Here is a 23,984-nt window from a genome sequence, read left to right on the forward strand (position 1 = left end):
CCCTTAAATTTAAGAGCTAATTCAAAACCATGAAAACTAAATTTCTTACCCTGCTCCTGTTATTGGGAGTACTCAGTCTCTCGGCCCAAGAAAACATCATTGGGTTCAGTAAAAAAGCTTCGGAAGCGGAACTACAGCTCGAAGCGGAATTCGAAAAACAACTTTCCTCCGACAACCTCGACCAATGGATGAAGCGCATGGCCGCCGAACCCCATTGGGTGGGCACCGCTTATGGCGAGGAAAACGTAAAATGGATGGAAAAACAGTTCAAGTCGTGGGGATACGATACCCGTATCGATACCTACCATGTGCTGTTCCCCTACCCTAAAGTGCGTTTATTGGAACTCACCGCCCCCAACAAGTACACGGCTTCCTTGGAGGCCATTCCCGTGGATGGTGACCCCTACACTGCGCAGGGTGACAAACTATTGCCCAGCTACAATGCCTTTTCCACCGATGGCGATGTGGAGGCCGAACTGGTTTTTGTAAACTACGGCATCCCCAGCGATTATGAGGAGCTCGAAAAATTGGGCATCGATGTAACAGGAAAAATCGTGATCGCCAAATACCAAGGCTCTTGGAGGGGCATCAAACCCAAGTTGGCTGCCGAAAAGGGCGCCATTGGCTGTATCATTTATTCCGACCCTATGGATGATGGGTATTATCAGGGCGATGTATACCCCAAAGGACCCTTCAAAAACAAAACGGGCGTACAGCGCGGTTCCGTAATGGACATGCCGCTCTACCCCGGAGACGTATTGACACCTGGCTATGCCGCCACCAAGGATGCCAAGCGATTGAACCGCGAGGATGCCCCCACCATTACCAAAATACCCGTATTGCCGATTTCCTATGAAGACGCACAGCCGTTGCTGGAAGCGTTGGAAGGTCCCGTGGCACCTGCTTCGTGGAGAGGTGGACTGCCCATCACCTACCACATTGGTCCCGGTCCTGCCAAGGTTCACCTGAAACTCGAATTCGATTGGCAACTGAAACCGGCCCACAACCTTATCGCCACCCTAAAAGGTTCGGAATTTCCCGATCAATGGGTGATGCGCGGCAACCACCACGACGCGTGGGTACATGGTGCCAGTGACCCGATCAGTGGCATGGTGGCCCTGATGGAAGAGGCCCGTGTGATCGGCAACCTCGCCAAAAAAGGTCAAAAGCCAAAGCGTACCCTAGTGTACTGCGCTTGGGATGCCGAAGAGCCCGGACTCATCGGTTCCACCGAATGGGTGGAAGACCATAGAGCCGAACTGCAACAAAAAGTGGTGGCCTACATCAATACGGATGGGAACAGCCGTGGGTATCTCGGTGCCGGTGGCTCCCACTCCCTGCAAGCCATGGTCACCCAAGTGGCAAACACCGTAGTAGATCCCCAAAAAGGAGTCTCCGTGGCAGAACGTCGCATGGCGGCCAACACCGTTCGTGGTGGCGATGGCTCCTTTAAACTATCTGCCCTGGGTTCGGGGTCGGATTACACCCCCTTCATCCAGCACAGCGGCATTGCTTCGCTGAACCTCGGCTATGGTGGCGAAGGATCCGGTGGGGAATACCACACCATTTACGATACCTATACCCACTATACCCGCTTCAAAGATCCCGGATTCCAATACGGGGTGGCCCTGGCCAACACGGCCGGACTGATCACCCTGCGTTTGGCGAATGCCGAGGTATTGCCGTTCGAGCTTACCCAGTGGCATTCCACGGTCGACGGCTATTTGGGCGAGGTAACGAAAACCTTGGAAAGCATGCGCTCCGAGGTGGAAAAACACAACAAACTGGTGCAGAAGGATGTGTACCAACTCACTATGGATCCCAAAAAACCGGTAGCACCTGCGAAAATGGAAGCCGAAATCCCCTATTTGGATTTCTCGCCCTTGCAGAACGTGATCGCCGACCTGAAAAAGAGCATCGACACCTATGCCAAGGCCGACCTTATGGGCTTATCCGCTGCCAAAAAGGCGCAGTTGAACCAAGCCTTGATGGGTATGGAGCAGGTATTGCTACAAGATAAAGGACTTCCCCGCAGGGACTGGTTCAAGCACCAGATCTATGCCCCCGGATTTTACACCGGGTATGGGGTAAAAACACTTCCAGGCGTGCGCGAGGCCATCGAGCAGAAAGAATGGAAAGAAGCACAGGAACAGATCGGGGTCTTGGCCACCACCCTGAAAAACTTTGATGCCGAAGTTCAAAAATTGATTGGCCTTACAAAGTAAGTGCCCGTTTTTTAAAATGCAGACCGCCCTTTTTGAAAATGTCAGGAAGGGCGGTTTTTTTATGCCCAGACCCATTTTTGTTTTTCCCGCGAGCATGGATTACCTTTTCCAGATTCAAAGAGTACCACAAATTGCCATTTGTTTGCTATTTTAGAAGAGTATTAATTACCAATCTTGCCAAATGCACAAACTTCAAACCCTTATCCTACTTATAGTTAGTATTTCTAGTACCTACAGTCAAGTTTCAATTACAGAAGAACCATCTTGGATTCTAGAGGAGAACCATAACCCAAAGGCCGTACCTCCAGAAGATGGACTTTACGGAGGTGCCCACGTGTTATTATACACCGAGCAAGTACATGTGGACCGAGAGGAGGTTTATATTAAAAGTGTTTCCAAGGCCGTTGAGTACAGTGGAATCCAAAATATTTCAAGCGTAGTTGCGGATTATGACCCAAGTTATCAGCAGTTACGATTTCATCGTATAGACGTAATTAGAAATGGAGAGACCATAAATAGGCTCAAGTCTCAAGATATTCAAACAGCCAGACGGGAAACCAATGCCGAGAGTTACATTTACGACGGTTCCGTATCTGCCTTCGTAAACATTCCTGATGTTAGAATCGGTGACATTGTTGTGTACAGCTTCAGTATCAAAGGATTCAACCCTATCCAAAAAGATAAGTTTTCCACCAGTTTTGTATTGAATTCTACCCAGCCAATAGATAGGATTTCTGCCCATATCCTTACCAAGACACCACTTCGTTACAAACTACTAAATACCGATTTGGAGGCTAAACATACTGTAAATGGTGGAATCCACCATTACGAATGGGCCAAAGAAAACGTTCCAGCCCTATTGCTAGAAGAAAACACACCTGCTTGGTTTATTCCATATGAAACCATTTTGGTAACCGAATACGAGACATGGGCCGATGTAATTGATTGGGGGCACAATATTTTCACATTTGAGGAACCCTTGAATGAGGAACTTCAACAGGTAATCTCCAACATTGAAACCAAACACAAAACTGAAGGCGAGCGTATCAAATCAGCCTTGGACTTTGTTCAAAATGAAATAAGATACCTTGCGATTTCCTCGGGAATTGGTGGCTATAAGCCAAATCCGCCCAATGAGGTGATCGAACAGCGTTTTGGCGATTGTAAAGACAAAAGTGTTCTTTTTGCGACCATACTAAACCACTTGGACATTGAAGCTTATCCAACCTTGGTAAACACTACATTAAAGCAGGTTCTGCCAGAGCTTACCCCTTCATCCAAATTGTTTGACCATTGTATTGTAAAAGTTGTGGATAAAAAAGGTACAATCTTATGGTTTGACCCCACACTAACCGATCAGGGAGGCACCTATGCCAATACTTATCTGCCAGATTATAGATACGGACTGGTCTTAGATCAAAACATGTCTTCTTTGGACACCATTACAGATTTTCGGAACAACATGATTGAAACCTTCAAGACCTTTACTTTGGAAAAGGATGGTAAGGGTGCCGAACTTGAGGTACGAACACATTACCATGAAGGGGAAGCCGATTTTATGCGTTCCATATTCCGTAACAACAGTAAAGACCTTATTGCAAAGGAATTAATGTCCCATTATACAGAAAACTACGGGAAAATTCATTCGTTGGCACCACCTACCATTGAAGATGATACACTAAAAAATGAATTCCTTCTATTGGAACGGTACAAATTGGATTCCATTTGGAGCCCATCCACCGAAAACCCCGAAAACATCAACTTAACGATTTTCCCAACCGGACTTATCTCAAATTTGAGCATGCCTACCCAATTGGAAAGATTGACTCCCTATGCCCTTAGTTATCCCTTGGTTCGTAAGGAACATATAAAGATAAAATTGGCAGACGCCATAAGGATTCAACCCGAAAACTTTACCATTAACTCTGATTACTTTTATTATGATTTCAATTCCAAATTCAATGCCTCTGAAAAAATAATTGATTTGGATTACTACTTTAAACACCAAGAAGACCATGTACCGGTTGCTGGCTTCGATACTTACTACAAAGACATGGTGCAATTGGACCAGAAATTAGGATATCTCATCTACATCAATAAAAACAAGGGCTTCACGACCTCAAACTATTCCATTGGCTATACTATTGGGAGTGTATTGGGCATTGGACTTTTGATTGGACTTCCCATCGCATTGGTTGCCATTGTCATCCTTTTGGTACTTCGATACAGAAGGCGACAAAACGTTTAACAACCTTCGCCTATAAGAATATGTTTTTCTTAAAAGTAAAGTCTAACTAAAAAACCGCCCTTAGCGAATGGCTTGCAAATGGCGGTTTTTATTGAAAGAACCCTACTCCGGCCAATCGATTTGGTTGTACAGAGCCACGTACCGGGGGTCGTTCGTCTTTTTGTAGGGCTGTACCCAATATTCCGTTTTGAGCCACAGCGTTTCCACATCCCTGCGTTCGACCGACTTCTTCAACCACTCAAAAGCGGTGTCTTCGTCCTTTAGGTAAAAATAGTACATGGCCAAGAACCATGCTGGCGAGCCCGCCATACCCTGATCGTACTGTTCGTTCAGCAGGTTTAGCTTTTCCTGAATTTTGGCCGGGTCCGCACCGTCGTGGTGTAGGGCCACCGCATCGTAATAGAGGTGTACCGAAGCATTGTCCAGAAAATTGGTCTTTAGGATATTATTCATTTCCTTGAACGCTTCAAAGTTGCCCATGTTCAAGTGTACCATGGCCACATCACGGGTGTAGAACAGGTCGTGCTTGAAGCGGCTGTCACAACGGTTCATCAAACTGTCGGCCTTGGCCCAATCCCCGGCCAGAAAATAGGCGCGTATCATCTGTGCATACCCGTTGCCCGCATCGGGGAAACGGTCGATGTAGTTTTCCGCAAAGTGGATGCTCTCGTCAAAACGGCCTAGCATATTGCTGTACACTGAGTAAAAAGCCCCATCCGGAAAGGGGGGCAAAATGGCCACCAACGACAAATGTTCCTCCGAATACTCAAAATCGTGTTCAAAGAAAAACTTGCTCACCAACAGGTATTGCGAGGCTTCCAAGGTGGGTTTCAGAGCTATGGATTTTTCCAGGTACTCCGCGGCCCTCGTTCTGGATTCCTCTTGTTTAAAATAGCCCCAGATCATACCGCCAATGGTGTAGATACGGGCCAAACCAATATAGCCCTCGGCCCTGTTGGGCTCCAACTGGATCACTTTTTGGTACAGCGGCATAGCTTGGTACATGGATTCCTTGTCCATTTTATTGGTGAGGGCATCGGCACGGGCCAACAATTCATTCACATCCTTATTGTCCAAGGTCTGGTTTTGGGTACTGGTCTTTTCCCGATTCCGGTAATGGGCGCTCAGTTCGGTGGTGATCACCCCACTGGTGCGATCTTGCAAGGTGGCCGCAATGTTGTCGCCCGATACATGGTCGTACCGTTCGGACCAAAGGTACACCCGCTCCAGGGCATCGGCCAGGCGGAGGTCGAGGTTGTACAGACTATCGGATTGGTGCAGCGCGCCTTCCAGCATATAGCCCACCTCCAAGGCGGCCGCCATTTGCTGCAACGATTTGCCTTGGTCCAAATAGTCCTGCACCAAGGATTTGGGCACCACTTTTATGGTGATGAGCTTGTCGGACAATTGCGCGATCAGGTCGTCGGTAATGGTTTCGCTCAGCACATCGTTTTGTGCCTCGCCCGTAAGGTTCTGCACGGGCAATACGGCGATACTGCCCAGTGCCTTGTTACTTGGAGTGGGCAAACCGTTGCTGTTTTTGATGAGGGCATAATATCCTACTACCAACAGACCGATTACCACTACCGCCCCAACGGCCCAAGCACCCAGTCTGCGTTTACCGCCTCCCCTATTTTGGTATTTGGACAGCAAGTCGGCACTTTCCCGGCTGGGGTCCTTTATGTAGGCCTTGCGTTCGGGAACTTCCAGATCATCATCCACCAAAGCGAAAACGGGAATGGGTTCTTTTACGTTCTTAAAATGGAAAACATCCAAAAAGCGGGTCTCGAATTTTTTATGGCTCCGCAGTTGGTCGTTCACCAGGCCGGAAAAGAAGATACTGCCCGGCACTGAAACCGCCTCTATGCGCGAGGCCACATTTACGGCATCGCCCATAATATCGTCTTCGGCAAGTACAATGTCGCCCACGTGGATCCCGATGCGAACGGGGATCACGGGGTCCTCCCGAAATCCTTTTTGAAGGGCCAGCGCACACTCCACAGCATCCACGGCACTGTCGAAAATGGTGAGGGTGCCATCGCCAAAGTATTGCACCAAGGTACCCCGATACTGCTCGGTAAGCTCCTTGAACAGGGTACGGTGCCTATTGCGCAAGGCCAGGGCCCGTTGTTCATCCTCGTGCATGATGGCGGTGTACCCCTGCACATCGGTAAACATTATGGCGGTCAATTTGCGGTGCATGCCCATGGCGCGGTCGATTGTGTTCCCTAAAATAGTAAAATGGGACCATACTGGAACACGATACGGCATATTGAAGCTACCCCCGCCCCATTTTTGTTTTTCTCGCGGGCATGGATTACCTTTCCCAGACCCAAAAATTACAACACACCTACCATGAACGTACGGCTTACCAAAGAACAGAAGATCAAAGTGCTCAACTCTACGGACATATATGCGATCATGCAGCAGGTTTTGCTGCGCGAAAACAAGATACGCCGCAACCAAGAGCATTTTTGGGTGGTGGGCCTTAACCACAACAACAAGATCCTGTTTGTGGAACTCATTGGCCTGGGGGCCAGCAACCGGGTAAATGCCGACCCGCCCGACGTGTTCCGCATGGCGATCTACAAACTGGCCAGCAAGCTGATCTTGGTGCACAACCACCCCAGCGGCTCGCACGAAGTGACCGATGCCGATATTACCTTTACCGACCACATGCTAAAAGTGGGGAAACTGATCAAAGTGGAAGTGCTGGACCATTTGGTGATCACCGAAACCCACTATACCAGTTTTGCCGACCAAGGGGTAATGGACCAACTCAAAAAAAGCGGTTTGTTTGAGATCATGGGCCCTGAAAAGCAGGAATTGGAACAGTTTAAGATCGATACCGAGAAAAAGCGGGCACGAAAAGAGGAGCTACTTAAAGTAGCAAAAAAGATGAAGGGTGAAGGGTTAACGGACGAGGTTATTAAAAAAGTGACTGGGTTGAGTTTGAAAGTGATTGGGGGTATATAAGGTCAAATCCAAATTACAATCTCATTTTTCAAAATAATTCAATTGGTAATTCAACAACAATTGATTCTTTAGACTTCTTGTACATCCAACATTTTATCTCCGATTCAGAAGTGCCAATAATTATAAATATTGGGTTTGGTGTTTTTGAAGATTTATATTTTGCAATCTTCTTAATTGTTTTCAAATCCAAATTACTCATGTATGGATAAGAATATGGATGAGAATGCCAATCTCCTAAATATGTTAATACACCTCTTGATTGATGAAAAAATTCTTCCAGTTTTTCCTGCTGAAACTTACCGTCTGGTATAAAGCTGTCTTCTAATCTTATTGCATCAGGACCCCCATCAATTAATATTGTAATTACTAAATTTCCAAAAATATCTTTATATCCAATTAACATCCCACCTGTCTCTAGTGGCAGAAAGCTTTGAGAGTCTTCTATTATTTTTTCTCTAAGGTTTTTTTTTTAACCAGACTTTCATTCCTTACAATATGGGCAATCAGGATGCTTAACTAATTTGTGCACTTCCCAACTAGGTGGTATTTCAATTCCTTTGTCATCCACCATATTTAAAATTCCAACATCCCAGCTTCCTGTTTGTTTGCCAACTTTTAACACATCAACAGCCATTCGAACTCCAGCTAATGAAATATTTTGTAAATCAAAACTTGATCCTGTAAATGTTACGTCACCACATCCTTGAGGCTGTATACCTCCATTCTTATCTTCATTAGGGGGTTTAATGGTACCATCATTAAGATGATATTGTAAACACATCCAACAACCTTTAGTTTCACTTGGCACAACCCTCATCACAATTCCTCCCCATGCTCCTCGTCTTGCTTCTATTGACATGTAAGGGATTGACCTATTTTTACATAATCTTGAAATGAGGTTATTTACTCCCTCTTCTGCTGAGGCATCATATAATAAAGAACAATCATCAAGTAACCATTTTATTTTTTCATCCTCATTGTTAAAAAATAATTGACTTGTACTACCAATTTTATGATTTACAATTTCCACATCAACAAATGGATAATTTGCATCTATAAATTGCTTCAACGCTAAAGTCTTACTGCTACCACTATATTCAATCCCTAAAGGCCATCGAGAAGAAGATGAGACATCAACAATGTCAAAATCCATTAATTTTAATTTGGAAACCCCATTCTTTGCAAATTCAATTACAGAGGGTGCTCCGATTGTACCCAAACCTATTATGGAAATAGTTTTTCCATGTAAGGTTTTTGAATTTGGAATCCTTTGCATGTAATCTTCCTTTTGTAAACTGATAATAGGAAGGTTCAGATTAGAATTTAATTTTTCATTCGGACGCTGACCATTTATATGTTTAACTTCTCCATTTACTAAAAACATCCAACCCCATCCCTTTTGCCCTATAGCAGTTTCCTCTGGAAATAAAATCGCAACAAAGTTGAGCCCCTTTAGGTCATAAAAATTTATTGTTCTTTTAACAGGCTTTTGAATGTTTCTAACACTTAATTCCTCCATTAAAGAAGATAACAAATTCCTATCTTCCAGCAATTTAATATTGTTAATTCTATACCATTTTGTGGTAAATATATTATGAACCCCTCTTAATTTATTTATATCAAAACTTGGATTAGGCATTAAACTTTTTGATTCTTGATCAAGCCAATCCAATACAAAACATTTTGCTATATCACCATTAACCGAGGGTGTTGGAAAATATTTACTTAGCTCGCCAATTTTCCTAGATTCAAAAATTTGAGTTTTTCCAAGTTCTCCTTGAAATCCAATTTTTAAGAATCCATGATCAAGAATTTCGAGATTATCATCATTTTGCGGCAAACCAACATCAAATAAAGTGGGTCGATCACTTAGAATTGCAATATTAGTTGGAGTATAAAAGTATTCAGATAGCGGTTCAGCTTGTTCATTTGGATCAGCCTTTATTTTTTCATCATCAACTATATTTCCCTTTTCAAAAACCAAGGGTAATCTCTCGCTTAAATACTCAAAAATATTTTCAGGAATATCCCAAAACTGACTTGGTCTATGTATTAAGCATAAATTACCATCTAAATAATTTTGATGCCTTGGTAGCCGAATATTTGTTGCAACTACTTCAGGACGAAAAAAAGGGTAATTATCCGGAAAATTAATTTGTAGTTCTAAATCCTCTTCCAACTCTAAACCAAATGTATTTTGGACAGGAATTCTACATTTAAGTTGAACTATTTTTTCCTTAAATAATTCCTCATTCCTTTGGACATCAATTCCATTGGCTTTTAATATTTTAATCTCGTTTTCGAGTTTTTCCGGATAATTTTCAAACCAAACACTCATTTCTATCCAACAGGTCTTGTTCCAGGTGGTTTAGGCGGTTTATGAGGGTTACCAGGATTGTCCGGTTTGCCTGGTTTGTCTGGTTTTCCAGGTTTTCCAGGTTTTCCAGGTTTTCCATCATTTTTGTGTTCTGACATAATCTTAAAATTTAATATTATACAAATTCCATACGCACTTAACGTATTAAGTATTAAAGTTACAAAATTTAACACGTAAAAAATTACGGATTTCCGTAACCCTACAAAAAAAGCCCTAAAGGGCTTTCTTCTACTATCCAATACCTCCAAAAAGTAACCGCCAACTACAACGCCACAATCCCCTGCACCCTTTCCAACAATTCTTCTGCCATGGCAGGGTCCAGCCCATAACCCTGTAGGCTGCCCACGGGGTTTTTAAAGCTCAGTTGGGTGGTATGGGCATCCACCTCTTGCAGTACCAGTTTTAAGGGAATGTCGTTGATCGCCATAGGGTCGCCCGCCATGATCTGGGCAATGTATTTGGGCTCAAAAAAGAGCAATTGCCGCAAGGGCGGTATGGTAATCCCATGCTTGGCCACAATGGCCTGGGTATCGATCTCGTGCAGTAGCAGAAAACCGTGGTCGGTGATCCGTTGTTTCAGGGTGTTGTACGCCTGCCCAAAGGGCAGCGGTAGCAGTTGGTGTTCCACATGGGCTTTCATAAGCGGTATGTTTAGGCGGTGGCGCGGGCAAAGCCCACGGTTTCGCGGTAGGTTGTGGGCGAGATCTCGGCGTTGTTCTTAAAAAAGCGGCTAAAGTAGTGCTCATCGTCGTACCCGAGGTCGTAGGCGATCTCCTTTACACTTTTGTTGGTGAGGTACAGCTCTCGCTTGGCCTCTATAATGATCCGCTCGCTGATCAGGTTGGTCATGGTCTTGTTAAAATGGTTCTTGGTGATCTTGGCCAGCGCCTTGGGGCTTATGTTCAGCAGGTCGGCATACTCCCCGGCGGAGTGCTTGGTGCGGTAGTGGGTCTCGATCAGGTTTTTCAGCTTTTGGAGGATAAAGGGCTCCTTTTCGTCGGATAGCCCTTCCAGCACTTCGGGCTGTTGCTTGGCCTTGGCGCGGGAGGTGGTGATCAAAAAGATCTTGAGGTAGGAGACCAACAGCTCGTACTGGGCCATTTCAGCCTTCTGCACCTCTAGGCGCATTTGTTGCAGTACCATGTCCAGCTCGTTGCGGATGTCGTCCGTAACGCAGAGCATGGGCGGGTTGTAAATATTGTTGAAGAGCACCCCGTTGCAGGCCACCTGTTCGTGGTGATGGTGGATGCAGAAAAAATCGGGATGGAAATGCAACACCACGCCTTCCAACGGTTCGTCCTCGGTAAGGGTAAAGGGTTGGTAGGGCGTCATGGCGAACAGGGTGTTTGGCGTAAAGGCGTGTTCCTGAAAATCCACCTGGGCGGTACCCCTCCCCTTTTTGATCCAAATCAGGGAGTAGTAGTTGTGGCGGTTGGTATCGCAGAACTGGCAGCTGTCCTCAAAATGGGAAAGCTTAAAGGCCAAGTTGCCCGTTTGTTCGTCAATTAGCGTGTTGGTGTTGTAGAGGTCCATTTTTTTAGTGGTTAGACTTTAGTGGTTAGTTGTTAGTAATTAGTACTCAGTCATAACGCAATGTCACTTCGAGCGCAGTCGAGAAGTCAACAAGGTCAGTAGCTTAAATGCGGTCTCGACTGCGCTCGACCTGACACTTATTATTGCTTTGATTGATCACGGACAATCCGAGATCACAATCGACGTTCGTTGGCCGCAATGGGCAGGTCGTTGATGCTGGCATATCGCTTTTGCATCAACCCGTACTGGTTGAACTCCCAGTTCTCGTTCCCGTACGCACGGAACCATTGCCCTTGGGCATTTTGGTACTCATATTCAAAACGCACTGCAATACGGTTGTCGGAAAAGGCCCAGAGTTCCTTACGTAGTTTATAGTTTTTTTCCTTTTGCCACTTGTCCGTCAAAAAGGCAACGACCTCCTCACGCCCGTTCACAAACTGGGAGCGGTTGCGCCATTCGGTGTCCACGGTGTAGGCCATGCTTACCTTATTGGGGTCTTGGCTGTTCCAGGCATCTTCTGCCAATTGTACTTTTTCTTTGGCCGTTGCTTCGGTAAAGGGGGGCAACGGATATTTTTTTTCAATGATCATGCTGTGTCTTTTTTAAAATAAAAAAGGGCAGGACCTATGGCAAGCCCTACCCTTTGGAATTAAAACTATTTGCTGTTTTTCACCTTGGCCCATTTGGCGTGTGCCGCCTTTTTAAGCTCTGTGGTGCGTTGGCCCCAATCCAAGGAAGTGTCCAAAGTCTTCCCGTCAAACGGACCATTGTAGAATAGGTACAGTTTACCATCCACTATATCGAAAGTTTCCGGATTGATGGGAAACTTGGTGTCCTTTGCAGCCACACCCCAAGCGCAATAGCCATCGAATTGAGGCAAGTAGTTGCTGGGTGCCTTGGTGAAAGCGTCACGGTTGGCCTTGCTGGCAAAGTAATAGGTTGCCCCATTGTGCTTGGCCATGTAGGATTTGCTTCCTTTTTGGGCCGCTCCGGAGAAATAGGCCACAACATCGTACCCGCCAATGGCAAGTCCGTTCTTGTCAATAGGGTCTATCTGCGCCTGTGCACCGATCATGGCAAACAAGGCTACCCCTAAAAGAAAAATGGATTTAATTGATTTCATCTGTTATTGATTTTATAATTAGAAAAAATGAACACTATACAGTTTCAGCTTCCACTACCGGAAAATCGATATCCGTGTTGGCAGTGTTGTTAAAGTAGTTGGTGAAAACGTTCAAGGCCACGTGTGCCACGATCTCGCCTACGGCACCATCGGTAAAACCGGCATTTTTAACGGTTTCCACGTCGTCTGCGGATACCCTACCTCTTTTTTCCACCAAAGTTTTGGCGAATGTAAGGGCAGCAGCGATCTTGGGATCTTTGTTACGGCCTTCGCGGGCCATGTGCAAGGTGTCGGTATCAATGCTCACCAATTTTTCCCCGATAAAGGAATGGGCGGACAAACAATAGTTGCAAGAGTTGGACTCGGCCACGGCCAAAGCGATCAATTCGCCCAAACGACCACCCAAGGTTCCTTTGCCCAAGGCATCGCTCAAGTTCAAATAGCCTTCCAATACGGCAGATGAGTTGCCCATGGTACGCATCATGTTCGGCACCATGCCCAATTTGCCTTGGATGCCATCAAAAAGTTCTTTGGATCTTCCGGTTGCGTCTTTGGGATCCAATGCTTGTAAACGTGTCATAGTTTTTGTTTTTTAATTCTTTGTCATTATTGACGATACAAAGGTGCAATGGCAATGGCTGGGATAAAATGGACAGATGTCACTTGTTCTTGGACATTTTTCCCTTGATGGATAAAAATGCCCGAAAACCAAGTAACTGGTTACCGTCAACCTGAATTCGCCTGCCTGCCGACTAGGCAGGGTTCAGGTTCTCATCAACAAGATGGGATTCTGAACTGAACCTGTCTGCCGACAGGCAGGTTCAGAATGACGCATCTTACTATTTTGAGAAATCCGTTTTTGAACATTTATATAGCCCCAAAACAAAAAGGGGCCCGACCAAAAGCCGGACCCCTTCACAACCACATCATCACTCACTAAAAATGACGCTCCTCTACTTTTTGTACATTTTGAACTCCTCAACCAATTCTTTGGTGGTGAACACCCTGCTGGAAATCATTTTATAATTGGTCTGTGCAGCTTGGTCGCCATCCAGTCCGGGCAATTTGGCAGAAGCGGTGGCATCGCCGACCACGGCCACCTCAAAACCGTTTTCCACCAATTCCCTCATGTGCGATTCGGCACATAGGTTACCGGACATCCCGGCCAAGATCACCTTGTCGATACCTTGTTTGCGCAACTGAAGGGCCAAGTCGTTGGATTCGGAACCGAACACCTTGTGGGGGCTGGTTACCACTACCCTATCCTTGTTGATGTATTTTTTGTAACGGGGCAACCAGTCGGCACCGGAGCCTTCAAATCCCTCTACGTTCAATTGGTCGCCACGATCGAACATGTTGATGTTGTGCATCAATTTTTCGAGGGTTCCCTCAAACTTCCACACGTGATCGTGCTGGTAATAGTAGTGGGGAGAAATGAACACGGGCATATCGTACTTTTCGCCCAACTTGAAAATGGTTTCCAAGTTCTCGATGGTGTTGTTCTCCTGAACGCTCTGCCCTACGGCACCCCAGGCCACACCATCGGGGCTTAGGAAATCGTTCTGTGGATCGGTGATCACGATGGCGGTACGCTCATCGATGATAAAACCGGGTTCTGGCAATTGGGCAAAAATGCCCGTGATTGTTAACATGAACACTGAAATGGTTCGCATCAAATTTTTCATGATATTTTGTTTATAGGGTTAAACTTTAATTTTGATGGTACAAAGTTGCGGCGGTTTGGAATGGCAAAAAATGGACGTAGTTCGCCAGTCGATGGACGATTTTCGAACCAACGAAAAATCACGTAAGAAAGATTGGACATTCGTCAATTGAAACCCTATATCCGTCAATTCAAAAGGGGTATTTGTCAATTGTATGCGTAAAGATGTTGCATAGCGCGTAGTTTGTAGGAAAATTCGATAATATGAGTACACTGGAAACCATAAATACTTTACAGATCATTGCGCTGGTTCTTTTGGGCTGTATCATTTATATGGCCGGATGGCTGCATGGCGCCCATTGGGGAAAAAGAAATCGGGTGTAACACAATACGCTTTTTTTTGTACCGTTTCTAGTATCCAAGCCAACTTAAACCTACTTAGCCATCTACTGGAGCGACCCTACCATTGAACGAATCCTTTTGTTTTGCGGCAACGGAACATACATTGTCCGCATTGATCTGTTAAAAAACCTGTCCATCCGTTACCTATGCTGGCACACAAACAAGGGGCTGTTGTCCGCACCCTGCTTGGTGCTCGACAATGGACGTATGATCCGCAGTGGGACCAATGATGAAAAAACGGAGTTTTTCTTTGAGCACGAGGATTGGACCTTTTCGGTGGAACGGATCGTTCCGAAAGACCATCCCGTGGTGAGCCACATTTTTTTGGAAGTCTGCGATCAGGACCATAAAAAAAGTACCTGGAAAATGGAACCTTTGTCCCTTCCCAAGTACTTTGATACGTTTAATTGAAGAACTTACCCCTGATAGGTAACGCGATAGATGGCGTCCCCCACATCGTCGGAGATCAACAGCGAACCATCCTGTAAGAACAACAGGTCCACCGGACGACCGAAGGCCTCTTGGCTTTCCTCATCCAACCAACCATCAATAAAAGGTTCGTAGCTGGTAGCATTGCCATTGGCATCCAATTTCACCAACATGATGCGATACCCTATTTTTTTGGAACGGTTCCAAGAGCCGTGTTCGGCAATAAAGGCATGCCCCTTATAACTTTCGGGGAACATGGAGCCTGTATCGAACTTTACGGCCAACGGTGCTACGTGGGGGCCCAGGTTTTGAACGGGTGGCACAAAATCGGAACAGGGACGTTGGTCGCCAAACTCTGGATCGGCAATGGTGCCTCCGTGGCAGAACGGATAGCCAAAGTGTTGACCCATCTCGGTCACTCTGTTCAATTCGCAGGGCGGAACGTCGTCGCCCATCATGTCCCTTCCGTTATCGGTAAAATAGAGTTCTTTGGACTCCGGATGCCATGTAAAGCCTACGGTATTGCGCACTCCACGGGCCACAATCTCACGGTCGGTACCGTCGGCATTCATGCGGGTAATGGTGGCATAGCGTTCGTCCACCATGGTACTGTCACAAATGTTGCAGGGCGCACCTACTGGTACATACAATTTATCATCCGGCCCAAAGGCGATGTATTTCCAGCCATGGTGCAGGGCCTCCGGATAATCGTCGTAGATCAATTCGGGCTCGCTGGGGCCATCCAGTTCGTTTTCGATGTTGTTGTATTTGAGCAAGCGGCTCACATCGGCCAAATACAGACTGCCATCCTTGAAGGCCACGCCATTCGGCAAGGTCATTCCCGAAGCTATGGTCCACATTTTATCGGCCTTATAATCGCCATCGGTATCCTTTACGGCATACACATTGCCTTCCCTACGCGTTCCGACAAAAAGGGTGCCATCGTCACCCATGGCCATGGAACGGGCACCGTCCAAACCTTTGGCATATATTTCTATTTTAAATCCTTCCGGGAGGTTCAATCGGTTCAAGGGGAGCAAGGAATCCTGTTCCACCACGGTTTCTTCGTTGGCTTCTTCGGTCTGCTGTTCCTTTTTTCCGTTACAGGAAAAAATAAGGAGGGAAAAAGCCAGCATCGTTAATGACCTAAAGGTCATAGTATTCATTTTCATGTTGGTTTTCTTTTTGGTTTCAACCCCTAAAGCTAAGACAAAATTGGGGAACAATGGAATTCTCCTAAGGACACTTTTACCGAGATCCGTCCTTTTTTTCATAGAGGTACAGATTGCCTTGGTACCAAATATTGGTACGGTGCGAACTGGCTATGGTGAGCAGGGCATTTTGGTTGGGATACAACTGCGCCATTACCTGAAAGACTTCCGTGCCGTTATTAATATTGAATTTTAGGGTATAACCATCCGATTTTGTCATGGGTTCCGAGATAAATTCCTCGGGCACCCCCTTGAATTTGATGCCAACATCCCTTGTGTTGTACCCACCGCCCATACGTCGTTCCCCATAATAGGGCAAATCGGCCATGACGCTATCGCCCACCATTCGCAAATAGCCCCGGGAACTGGACACATCGATCCTGCTGGCCGTACTGCCCGGCGGTAGCAGGCCGGCATTGGCGATACTGTTCAACCCTTGACTAGCCATAGGTTGGGCCCACAGGACACGAACTTCCATTTGCTTTTCATTGACCATTTTATCGAGTGCCGCCTTTTCTTCAGGGGTTGCCTTGGAACCGGCAGCGCAGGCCGTCATTAAAATTACAGATAGGAACAAGCCCATCTTGATCATTGTTTTCATCGCCTCTTTTTTTAGTATCTACAATTTACGAAAACATCCAACCAATTACTATTTATGCCCTATATTTAAACACCAACTAGACTGACTTTTATGAAGACCACTTTAGGCCAACTGCTGTTTGCTACACTGTGCTGTTGTTGCATTACCGTACATGCCCAATTGAACAACTCCTCCACAGCCAAACCCACCTATCAGGCCACCATGCTGGAACAGGATGTGCAGGTGGATGGCCATGTGATAAACGACCCGATTTGGCAAAACGTCCCTGCCATAACCGACCTGCTTCAGATTCGTCCCAATTATGGGGCCCCTGTTTCAGAAAAAACCGAAGTGCGAATTGCCTACACCGCCACAACCTTTTATGTTTCGGTAGTATGCTACGATACCGATGCGGCCAACATTGTGGTATCGGATTCCAGGCGTGATGCCGATTTGAACGACGAGGACAGTTTTCTGTTCATCATCGATACCTATCACGACCGACAGAACGGGTTTTTGTTCGGGACCAATGCCCAAGGCATGGAATATGATGCCCAAATTGACAACGAGGGCAAGGGCAACAACAACGCCAATCGCCAACAGGGTGGAGTGATCGGGGGAACCAACATCAATTGGGATGCCACTTGGAAAGTAAAATCGCAAATGGGCGATTATGGCTGGAGTGCCGAATTTGCCATTCCCTTTCGGTCTTTGCGCTTTGCCCCTGGTGATGGCAAAACCTGGGGGTTGAATTTTCAACGGAACATCAGCAAAAATACCGAAACGGCCTATTGGACTTCCCTCCCACTGGGTTTTGACATGAAACGGTTGTCCCTGGCAGGCAATTTGGAAGGATTGAACCTTAAAAACCCCGGAAACCTGAAGGTGATTCCCTATGTATTGGGCAGATATGTGAACGACAAATCGGTAGAGCCGAACGAGACCGATACCGAATTTGATGCCGGTATGGATGTAAAATTTAGTGTGACACCAAGCTTGACCTTAGATCTTACCTATAATACGGATTTCGCCCAAGTTGAAGTGGACGACCAACAGGTGAACTTGGATCGCTTCAACTTATTTTTCCCGGAGAAACGTGCTTTTTTCTTGGAAAATGCAGGGCAGTTCAGTGTGGGAAGTCCGGGTGAGGTGGACCTGTTTTTCAGCAGGCGGATCGGGATCAGTGAGGATGGCAGTTTGGTGCCCATTATCGGCGGTGCCCGATTATCCGGTAAAGTGGGGCAAACCAATGTGGGCTTTTTGAGTATGTTCACGGATGATGTAAGCGATACGGGCATTGAAAAAAACAACTTCACTGTGACGCGTGTCAACCATAATGTTTCCGGTACACGATCTTCCGTAGGGGGGATTTTCATCAACCGGGCAGGTTTAGGGGAATTGGAAGATGACTACAACCGTGTTTTTGCCGTGGATGGCAAATGGGGCCTTGGCAACAAAGCCGAAATCATAGGTTTTGTGGCAAAAAGTGTTACCCCGGGAATTGAAGCAAACGACCATGCCTTCAAAATTTTGGGAAATTACGATTGGGATGGCTGGCGATTGACTGCCGGCTATACCGAAGTTGGCGAAGGATTCAATCCCGAAGTGGGTTTCTTGCAGCGCACCGCCTTTAGAAAGCCAGAGTTTTTGGTTTTTAAAACACACCGGTTCAAGAATGCTGGACAATTGTTGGAGATTCGCCCACACGTGTCATACCGCGGCTATTGGAATTTTGACGATCAATTGGTCACTAGTTTTTTACACGTGGACAACCATTGGGTATTCAAGAGCGGGTTGGAAATCCATACAGGGATAAATTTTACCGCAGAGCAGGTTTTTCAAGATTTCACCATCTCCGATGTAACGGTACCCGTGGGTTATTACAACAACGAAGAATTGCAATTGGTGATCACCACCAATCCCAACAATGCCCTGTTCTTTGATACACGAACGATCATCGGGGGCTATTTTAACGGACACCAAATCACCAACAGCGGCACTGTAAAATACAGGGTCGGAGATCGGTTCAACTCCTCCCTTGCATTCAGTCACAGTGACATTCAATTGGATACCGGAAATCTCACCGCGCTTGTGGGCGGGCTTCGATTGTCGTATTCGTTTACGCCGCGCATTTTTGTGCAAAGTTTGATCCAACGCAACAATGTCTCGAACATCACTTCGGTCAATGCTCGGTTCGGATGGCTTCAAAATGCCAATACAGGACTTTTTGTGGTTTTCAATGTGGTGAAGGACGATGATTTGATCGATGCTTTGGACAATCAAACGCTGACCATCAAATACACCCATCGTTTTGACCTCATGCGATAAAAGTTATTTTATCGTTTGAAGCGCTCGAAAATGGCCAAGGTTTTTTTGGTATTGATAAAATAGACACCGGTAAGCAAAATAGTGGCAGCCACAATGGATTGTAGCGTAATGGTCTCGTCCAAAAAGTACCATCCCAGCAGCAAGGCCACGATAGGATTGACATAAGTAGATGTGGCCACCTTTTCGGGAGATACGGCTTTGAGCAAGTAATTGAAGGAAGTAAAGGCGACAATGCTGCCAAACAACACCAACAGAATCATGGACCATTGTACCTTACCGCTCCACTCCAAAGGTGAGGACCATTCCTCGCCAAACGCCAAGCTCATCAATGCCAAAGTGAGTCCCGCAGTGAACATTTGGTAGCCGGTATTCACAAAATAATTGTTCGGCAGGTCGGCACGGGCCACAAACAAACTGCCATACGCCCAACTGAGCATACAAAAGAAAATCATGACCATTCCAACAATGGATTCTTCTTGGGCAATGATCTGTTTCTGGCTCACCAGTAAATAGATACCAATAATTCCCAAGATTACCCCAATCACCGACATGGGCTGTATTTTTTTGCCCTGCAACACCCGCATCAACAATAAAATGATGAGCGGCTGGGCGGAAATTTCCAAAGCGGCAAACCCACTGTCCACATAACGAAGTGCCCACACCACTACCCCGTTGCCAAAACTGAGAAAAAGGATACCCGCAATTATGGCATTCCACAATTGCTTTTTGGTGATGGTCAACGGAATTTTCATGATTTTGGCCAATATGAAGATCAAAAGTCCGGCCGTCGTAAAGCGACAGGAGGCCAACATAAAAGGCTCCAGTTCGAGCACTGCGATCTTATTTAACAGGTAGGTGGATCCCCAAATCACGTAGATGGCAAAAAATGCCAATAGTACCAATGCAGCGTTCGGAGATTTTCCCATATCAAGGCCAATTGTTTGCCCTGCAATATTACGGATGTTTGAAAGAGTAGAAAACTGTTGGTGTTTTTCATTTGCAACAATTAATTTCCAAATGTTGCAAGCCAGTGGTCTATGAAGTGAAATTCAGATCCAAAAGATATTGCGCAATGGCACTTTCCAATTCCTTGTAACGCCTTAAATGTAACCGTATGTCGGCCGCAAGTTGGCTGGAAACCCCTTCGTTTGCCATTTGAATTTGGTCCGTAAGTTGTTTTTGGTGTTTCGCAAAGGTGCGAAAGTCGCGCTTTAGTTTGTTGCATTGCTCGAACCCCGAAAAGCAATGGGGTTCGCTCGTATAGGAGTTTAATTTTTGGGACAATCGTTGGAACATTTTATTGCTTCGTTCAAAACGAATCAACAGTTCAGATTTGGGCAATGCGGCTTTTTTTACAATTGGTTCCATAATCTTGTTCAACTTTTGCATGAAAAAATAATTCCACCTTTAAGATAAGCAATATCCTACAGAATTGTTTGCCAATTAACTTTCATTTAATGGTTTAATGATGCTGCAGCAATAAAAAGCCCGATGCGAAACGCATCGGGCTTGGTATCAAAAATAGTAGGTACCTACTAGTTATCGGTCTTCTCGTAGGCTTCTTGTTTCAATTCTTCACTGGCAACAATGGCCAACTCCACCCTTCTGTTCTGGGCTTTGCCCTCTGCGGTTTCGTTGCTGGCCTTTGGCTGCTCTTCACCATACCATTTGGTAGTGAACCTACCGCTGGAGATGCCCTTGCTCACCAAATAATTGGTCACGGCCTGTGCCCTACGCTGGGACAATCCCATATTGTATTCGGCAGCACCATCGCTATCGGTATGGCCTTCCACCAAAATATTGGTTTTAGGGTATTCCTTAAAGATTCCGGCCAACTTGTCCAACGTATTGGCAGAAGCCCCTTTAATGTCGGATTTGTTGGTCTCAAAATAGACACCGTTCTCTCCACTGAAGGTCACATTGATCCCTTCACCCACACGCTGAACTTCGGCCCCTGGAATCTCTTCCTCGATTCGTTCGGCCTGGCGATCCATTCGGTTACCGATGTAACCACCGGCGGCACCCCCGACCACGGCACCAATAATGGCGCCCAGGGCCGTATTGCCCTTACCTACGTTGTTTCCGATCACTCCACCGATCACAGCGCCACTTCCTGCGCCGATTACGGCTCCTTTTTGTGTGTTGTTGGCATTCTTTACGGCATCACAACTCAATATTAGCGTCAAGGCCAAAAAGGCTGTGGTTCCTTTCAATAGTATTTTTTTCATGTTATAGGCTTTTTGAGAATTGGTAAACTAGGGTCACGGGTTGTCCATCAACCGTAACGTTGGATTTTAAGGTCATGGCTTGGGCCGTTAGGCTCACAATGTTCAAACGATAGCCGAAACCTCCGGAAACGTCCTTACGGTTTTCATCGATAAACTTGAACTGCAATTGGCTGCTGTAGTTTTGCTGGGGCTCCACCACGGACCAACGAAAGAATCGATCACCACCTTGACACAAAGAACTTTGTTTGATGGTGTAGCGTCCTGTACTGTTGTTGTCGCGGAAGAACCATTGGCTGTCTTCGAAGCAGATATCCTCTGCATCGTTAAAAATGACCGATTTAAAGTTACCGGTGTTGTTTTCGTAGTACACGTTGTCCAGATTCCAGGTGCCACTGAGTAGGTTTCTTTGGTCCCTTGCACTTTTGGACACCGAACATGATGAGATCAAAATACCCACCACGACAAATAAAAAGAATGATTTCTTTACCATAAGATTTAAGTTAATGTTCAATAAAATATACGAAAATAGGGGCTGCTTTAGTTGTTTTTTACTTTAAATAATACCTAACTAACTCGTTTTCAATAGGCATGCAATTCCAATAAAACCGTTTCAAAACGCTTTTTGGGCAGATAGTTCTCCTCCAAGGCTTTGGCAAAAGGCACGGGTGTCTCCAAACTTCCCACCCTTTTGATCGGGGCATCCAAATATTCAAAACAATGCTCGGTGACCATGGCCGAAATATCGCTGGCTATACCACCAAACAAGGTGTCTTCCTGCAAAACCAAGAGTTTTCCTGTTTTTTTGACCGATTCATATATAGACTCCGTATCCAAAGGCTGCAACGTGCGCAAATCAATAAGATCGACTTCAATTTCCGGATGTTTATCCAAAATTTCCATGGCCCAATGTACCCCGGCCCCATAGGTGACCACTGTTATGTGATTCCCCTTCCGCATCAGGTTGGCCTTACCAAAAGGCAAGGTGTAGTATTCGGTGGGCACATCGCCATACACACTTCGGTACAGTCCTTTATGTTCAAAAAACAAGACAGGGTTGGGGTCATTGATGGCCGTGTTCAACAATCCTTTGGCATCATACGGTGACGATGGGTACACCACTTTTAGTCCAGGTGTTTTGGTGAACCACGCCTCGTTGGTCTGCGAATGGAAAGGACCGGCCCCCACTCCACCACCACAGGGCATACGAACCACAACATCCGCTTTTTCATTCCAACGGTAATGCACCTTGGCCAAGTAATTGACAATAGGGTTAAAGCCCGAACTCACAAAATCGGCAAACTGCATTTCCACCACCACCTTCATCCCGTTGATGGACAATCCCATGGCTGCGGAAACAATGGCCGATTCACATATCGGGGTATTGCGCACCCTGCTCCTGCCAAACTTAGCAACAAAGCCTTCGGTAATTTTGAACACCCCACCATAATCGGCTATGTCCTGCCCCATGATGATCAGTTCGTTGTGGCGGTACATGGATTGTTCCAATCCTTCCGAAATGGCATCCACAAAACGGATATTCTTTGACTCTGAATTTGGATTTATATCTTGATAATCAAACTTCTGATAAACATCACTTAATTCTTTACTTTCATCAAAAGAAACAGGGGACTCCTCAAAGGCCAAATCCAGATTTTGGTTTATTTCCTCCGAAATGGCAGCCTTCAATTCTTCTATTTTCGCCTCGGTCAAGATGCCTTTTTCCAACAAAAAGTTTTCGTAGTTCGCAATGGGGTCTTTCTTCGCCCATTCCTTCATCAATTTTTCCGGCACGTATTTGGTGCCACTGGCCTCTTCATGGCCCCTCATCCGAAAAGTCTTGAACTCCACCAAAATGGGCCTGGGCCGTCTTCGAATAGCTTTACAAAGTTCGTCCACTTTACAAAAGACCTCCAGGATATTGTTCCCATCAATGATTCGGGATTCGATACCATAGCCTTTGGCCCGATCGGCAAGATCCTCACAATTGTACTGTTCATTTGTCGGTGTGGACAATCCATACCCGTTGTTTTCGATACAAAAGAGCACCGGAAGGTTCCAAACCGAAGCCACATTCAACGCCTCGTGAAAATCACCCTCACTTGTAGCGCCCTCCCCCGTAAAAACTGCCGTGACCCGCTTTTTTCTACGAAGCATATCCGCCAGGGCAATACCATCGGCCACTCCCAATTGTGGACCCAAATGGGAAATCATCCCCACAATTTTATACTCTTGGGTGCCAAAGTGAAAACTTCGGTCCCTGCCTTGGGTAAAACCACTTTGCTTGCCCTGCCATTGGGCAAATAATCGATTCAAGGGAATGTTGCGCGACGTAAAAACACCAAGGTTTCGGTGCATGGGCAATATGTATTCCGATTCCTTTAGGGCCGTGGTGACACCGACTGAAATGGCCTCTTGACCAATGCCACTGAACCACTTGGAAACTTTTCCCTGTCGCAAGAGGATCAACATTTTTTCCTCTATCATTCTGGGCTTTAGCATCCCAGTATACAAATCGAGCAACCTTTCGTTGTCCAGGTCGCCAATATGATACATCATATGGTAAAATTCTACCGGTTAAAAGTAGTAAAAAAGCCATCCATTACGGTCAAATTCATTAAAACCTTCGGCAATATTCCTTACTTTTGACAGGATTACAAATTT

General features: G+C 45.9%; 20 protein-coding genes and 1 pseudogene. 5 read left to right on the forward strand and 16 right to left on the reverse strand.

The genetic code is table 11. The features are described from left to right. The first annotated feature begins 29 nt into the window (after positions 1-29). Positions 30-2,225 carry a transferrin receptor-like dimerization domain-containing protein gene (locus tag EO131_RS07435; RefSeq protein ID WP_127020450.1) on the forward strand — a complete coding sequence of 732 codons (2,196 nt, stop codon included), beginning with the start codon at positions 30-32 and terminating at the stop codon, positions 2,223-2,225. A 181-nt stretch (positions 2,226-2,406) separates the two neighbouring features. Then, positions 2,407-4,473: a DUF3857 domain-containing transglutaminase family protein gene (locus EO131_RS07440; RefSeq protein WP_127020452.1), complete on the forward strand. Its 2,067-nt coding sequence runs from the start codon at positions 2,407-2,409 to the stop codon at positions 4,471-4,473. A gap of 102 nt (positions 4,474-4,575) precedes the next feature. Here EO131_RS07440 and EO131_RS07445 read toward each other — a convergent pair whose 3' ends face one another. After that, complete coding sequence (locus EO131_RS07445; RefSeq protein WP_164731645.1) at positions 4,576-6,681, reverse strand: adenylate/guanylate cyclase domain-containing protein; 2,106 nt, start codon at positions 6,679-6,681, stop codon at positions 4,576-4,578. Positions 6,682-6,714: 33 nt separating this feature from the next. Between EO131_RS07445 and EO131_RS07450 the strand changes: the two genes are divergently transcribed. Then, the gene (locus EO131_RS07450; protein WP_241243808.1) at positions 6,715-7,449 is read left to right on the forward strand and encodes a JAB domain-containing protein; all 735 of its coding nucleotides are present in this window, start codon (positions 6,715-6,717) and stop codon (positions 7,447-7,449) included. 28 nt (positions 7,450-7,477) lie between these two features. Here EO131_RS07450 and EO131_RS07455 read toward each other — a convergent pair. The 8 genes and pseudogenes from EO131_RS07455 to EO131_RS07490 form a co-directional block, all read right to left on the reverse strand. Further along, positions 7,478-7,903 (reverse strand): annotated as a pseudogene (locus EO131_RS07455) (Mov34/MPN/PAD-1 family protein); the annotation flags it as partial. 27 nt (positions 7,904-7,930) lie between these two features. Continuing rightward, positions 7,931-9,787 (reverse strand): ThiF family adenylyltransferase, encoded by a 1,857-nt coding sequence (locus tag EO131_RS07460; protein ID WP_127020459.1) that lies wholly within the window; start codon positions 9,785-9,787, stop codon positions 7,931-7,933. 301 nt (positions 9,788-10,088) lie between these two features. After that, the gene (locus EO131_RS07465; protein ID WP_127020461.1) at positions 10,089-10,466 is read right to left on the reverse strand and encodes a DUF302 domain-containing protein; all 378 of its coding nucleotides are present in this window, start codon (positions 10,464-10,466) and stop codon (positions 10,089-10,091) included. Positions 10,467-10,477: 11 nt separating this feature from the next. Beyond that, positions 10,478-11,359: a helix-turn-helix domain-containing protein gene (locus EO131_RS07470; RefSeq protein ID WP_127020463.1), complete on the reverse strand. Its 882-nt coding sequence runs from the start codon at positions 11,357-11,359 to the stop codon at positions 10,478-10,480. A gap of 173 nt (positions 11,360-11,532) precedes the next feature. Continuing rightward, positions 11,533-11,949, reverse strand: coding sequence for a nuclear transport factor 2 family protein (locus EO131_RS07475; protein ID WP_206512865.1), 417 nt, complete (start codon positions 11,947-11,949; stop codon positions 11,533-11,535). A gap of 65 nt (positions 11,950-12,014) precedes the next feature. Beyond that, positions 12,015-12,482, reverse strand: coding sequence for a YHS domain-containing (seleno)protein (locus tag EO131_RS07480; RefSeq protein ID WP_206512866.1), 468 nt, complete (start codon positions 12,480-12,482; stop codon positions 12,015-12,017). Positions 12,483-12,516: 34 nt separating this feature from the next. Then, entirely contained in the window at positions 12,517-13,062 is a 546-nt protein-coding gene (locus tag EO131_RS07485; RefSeq protein WP_127020465.1) for a carboxymuconolactone decarboxylase family protein, read from the reverse strand. Positions 13,063-13,435: 373 nt separating this feature from the next. Further along, positions 13,436-14,167, reverse strand: coding sequence for a cysteine hydrolase family protein (locus EO131_RS07490; RefSeq protein ID WP_127020467.1), 732 nt, complete (start codon positions 14,165-14,167; stop codon positions 13,436-13,438). A gap of 551 nt (positions 14,168-14,718) precedes the next feature. On the opposite strand from EO131_RS07490, the gene EO131_RS07495 reads away from it, so the two are divergent. After that, on the forward strand, positions 14,719-14,958 hold the full coding sequence (locus tag EO131_RS07495) for a hypothetical protein (protein ID WP_127020469.1): 240 nt from the start codon (positions 14,719-14,721) through the stop codon (positions 14,956-14,958). Between the two features lie 5 nt (positions 14,959-14,963). On the opposite strand, the gene EO131_RS07500 is transcribed toward EO131_RS07495, so the two are convergent. Together EO131_RS07500 and EO131_RS07505 are read right to left on the reverse strand one after the other, a co-directional pair. Further along, positions 14,964-16,148: a PQQ-dependent sugar dehydrogenase gene (locus EO131_RS07500; protein ID WP_127020471.1), complete on the reverse strand. Its 1,185-nt coding sequence runs from the start codon at positions 16,146-16,148 to the stop codon at positions 14,964-14,966. Positions 16,149-16,224: 76 nt separating this feature from the next. Next, the gene (locus EO131_RS07505; protein WP_127020473.1) at positions 16,225-16,788 is read right to left on the reverse strand and encodes a DUF4251 domain-containing protein; all 564 of its coding nucleotides are present in this window, start codon (positions 16,786-16,788) and stop codon (positions 16,225-16,227) included. Positions 16,789-16,878: 90 nt separating this feature from the next. Here EO131_RS07505 and EO131_RS07510 point away from each other — a divergent pair, with 90 nt between their 5' ends. Further along, a complete protein-coding gene (locus tag EO131_RS07510; RefSeq protein WP_206512867.1) occupies positions 16,879-19,095 on the forward strand; it encodes a carbohydrate binding family 9 domain-containing protein in 2,217 nt (738 codons plus the stop codon). 8 nt (positions 19,096-19,103) lie between these two features. Here the strand turns inward: EO131_RS07510 and EO131_RS07515 are convergent, their stop codons facing one another. The 5 genes from EO131_RS07515 to EO131_RS07535 all read right to left on the reverse strand — a co-directional run bounded on the left by EO131_RS07515 (position 19,104) and on the right by EO131_RS07535 (position 23,879). Beyond that, positions 19,104-20,021 (reverse strand): EamA family transporter, encoded by a 918-nt coding sequence (locus EO131_RS07515; RefSeq protein ID WP_127020475.1) that lies wholly within the window; start codon positions 20,019-20,021, stop codon positions 19,104-19,106. A 109-nt stretch (positions 20,022-20,130) separates the two neighbouring features. Next, positions 20,131-20,463 carry a hypothetical protein gene (locus EO131_RS07520; RefSeq protein ID WP_127020477.1) on the reverse strand — a complete coding sequence of 111 codons (333 nt, stop codon included), beginning with the start codon at positions 20,461-20,463 and terminating at the stop codon, positions 20,131-20,133. A gap of 167 nt (positions 20,464-20,630) precedes the next feature. Next, positions 20,631-21,323: a YiaD family glycine zipper/OmpA-like lipoprotein gene (locus EO131_RS07525; RefSeq protein WP_127020479.1), complete on the reverse strand. Its 693-nt coding sequence runs from the start codon at positions 21,321-21,323 to the stop codon at positions 20,631-20,633. 1 nt (position 21,324) lies between these two features. Continuing rightward, a complete protein-coding gene (locus EO131_RS07530) occupies positions 21,325-21,813 on the reverse strand; it encodes a lipocalin-like domain-containing protein (protein ID WP_127020481.1) in 489 nt (162 codons plus the stop codon). 89 nt (positions 21,814-21,902) lie between these two features. Then, positions 21,903-23,879 (reverse strand): alpha-ketoacid dehydrogenase subunit alpha/beta, encoded by a 1,977-nt coding sequence (locus tag EO131_RS07535; protein WP_127020483.1) that lies wholly within the window; start codon positions 23,877-23,879, stop codon positions 21,903-21,905. Positions 23,880-23,984: the final 105 nt, after the last annotated feature.

The organism is Flagellimonas beolgyonensis (assembly GCF_003992615.1).
Taxonomy (GTDB): domain Bacteria; phylum Bacteroidota; class Bacteroidia; order Flavobacteriales; family Flavobacteriaceae; genus Flagellimonas; species Flagellimonas beolgyonensis.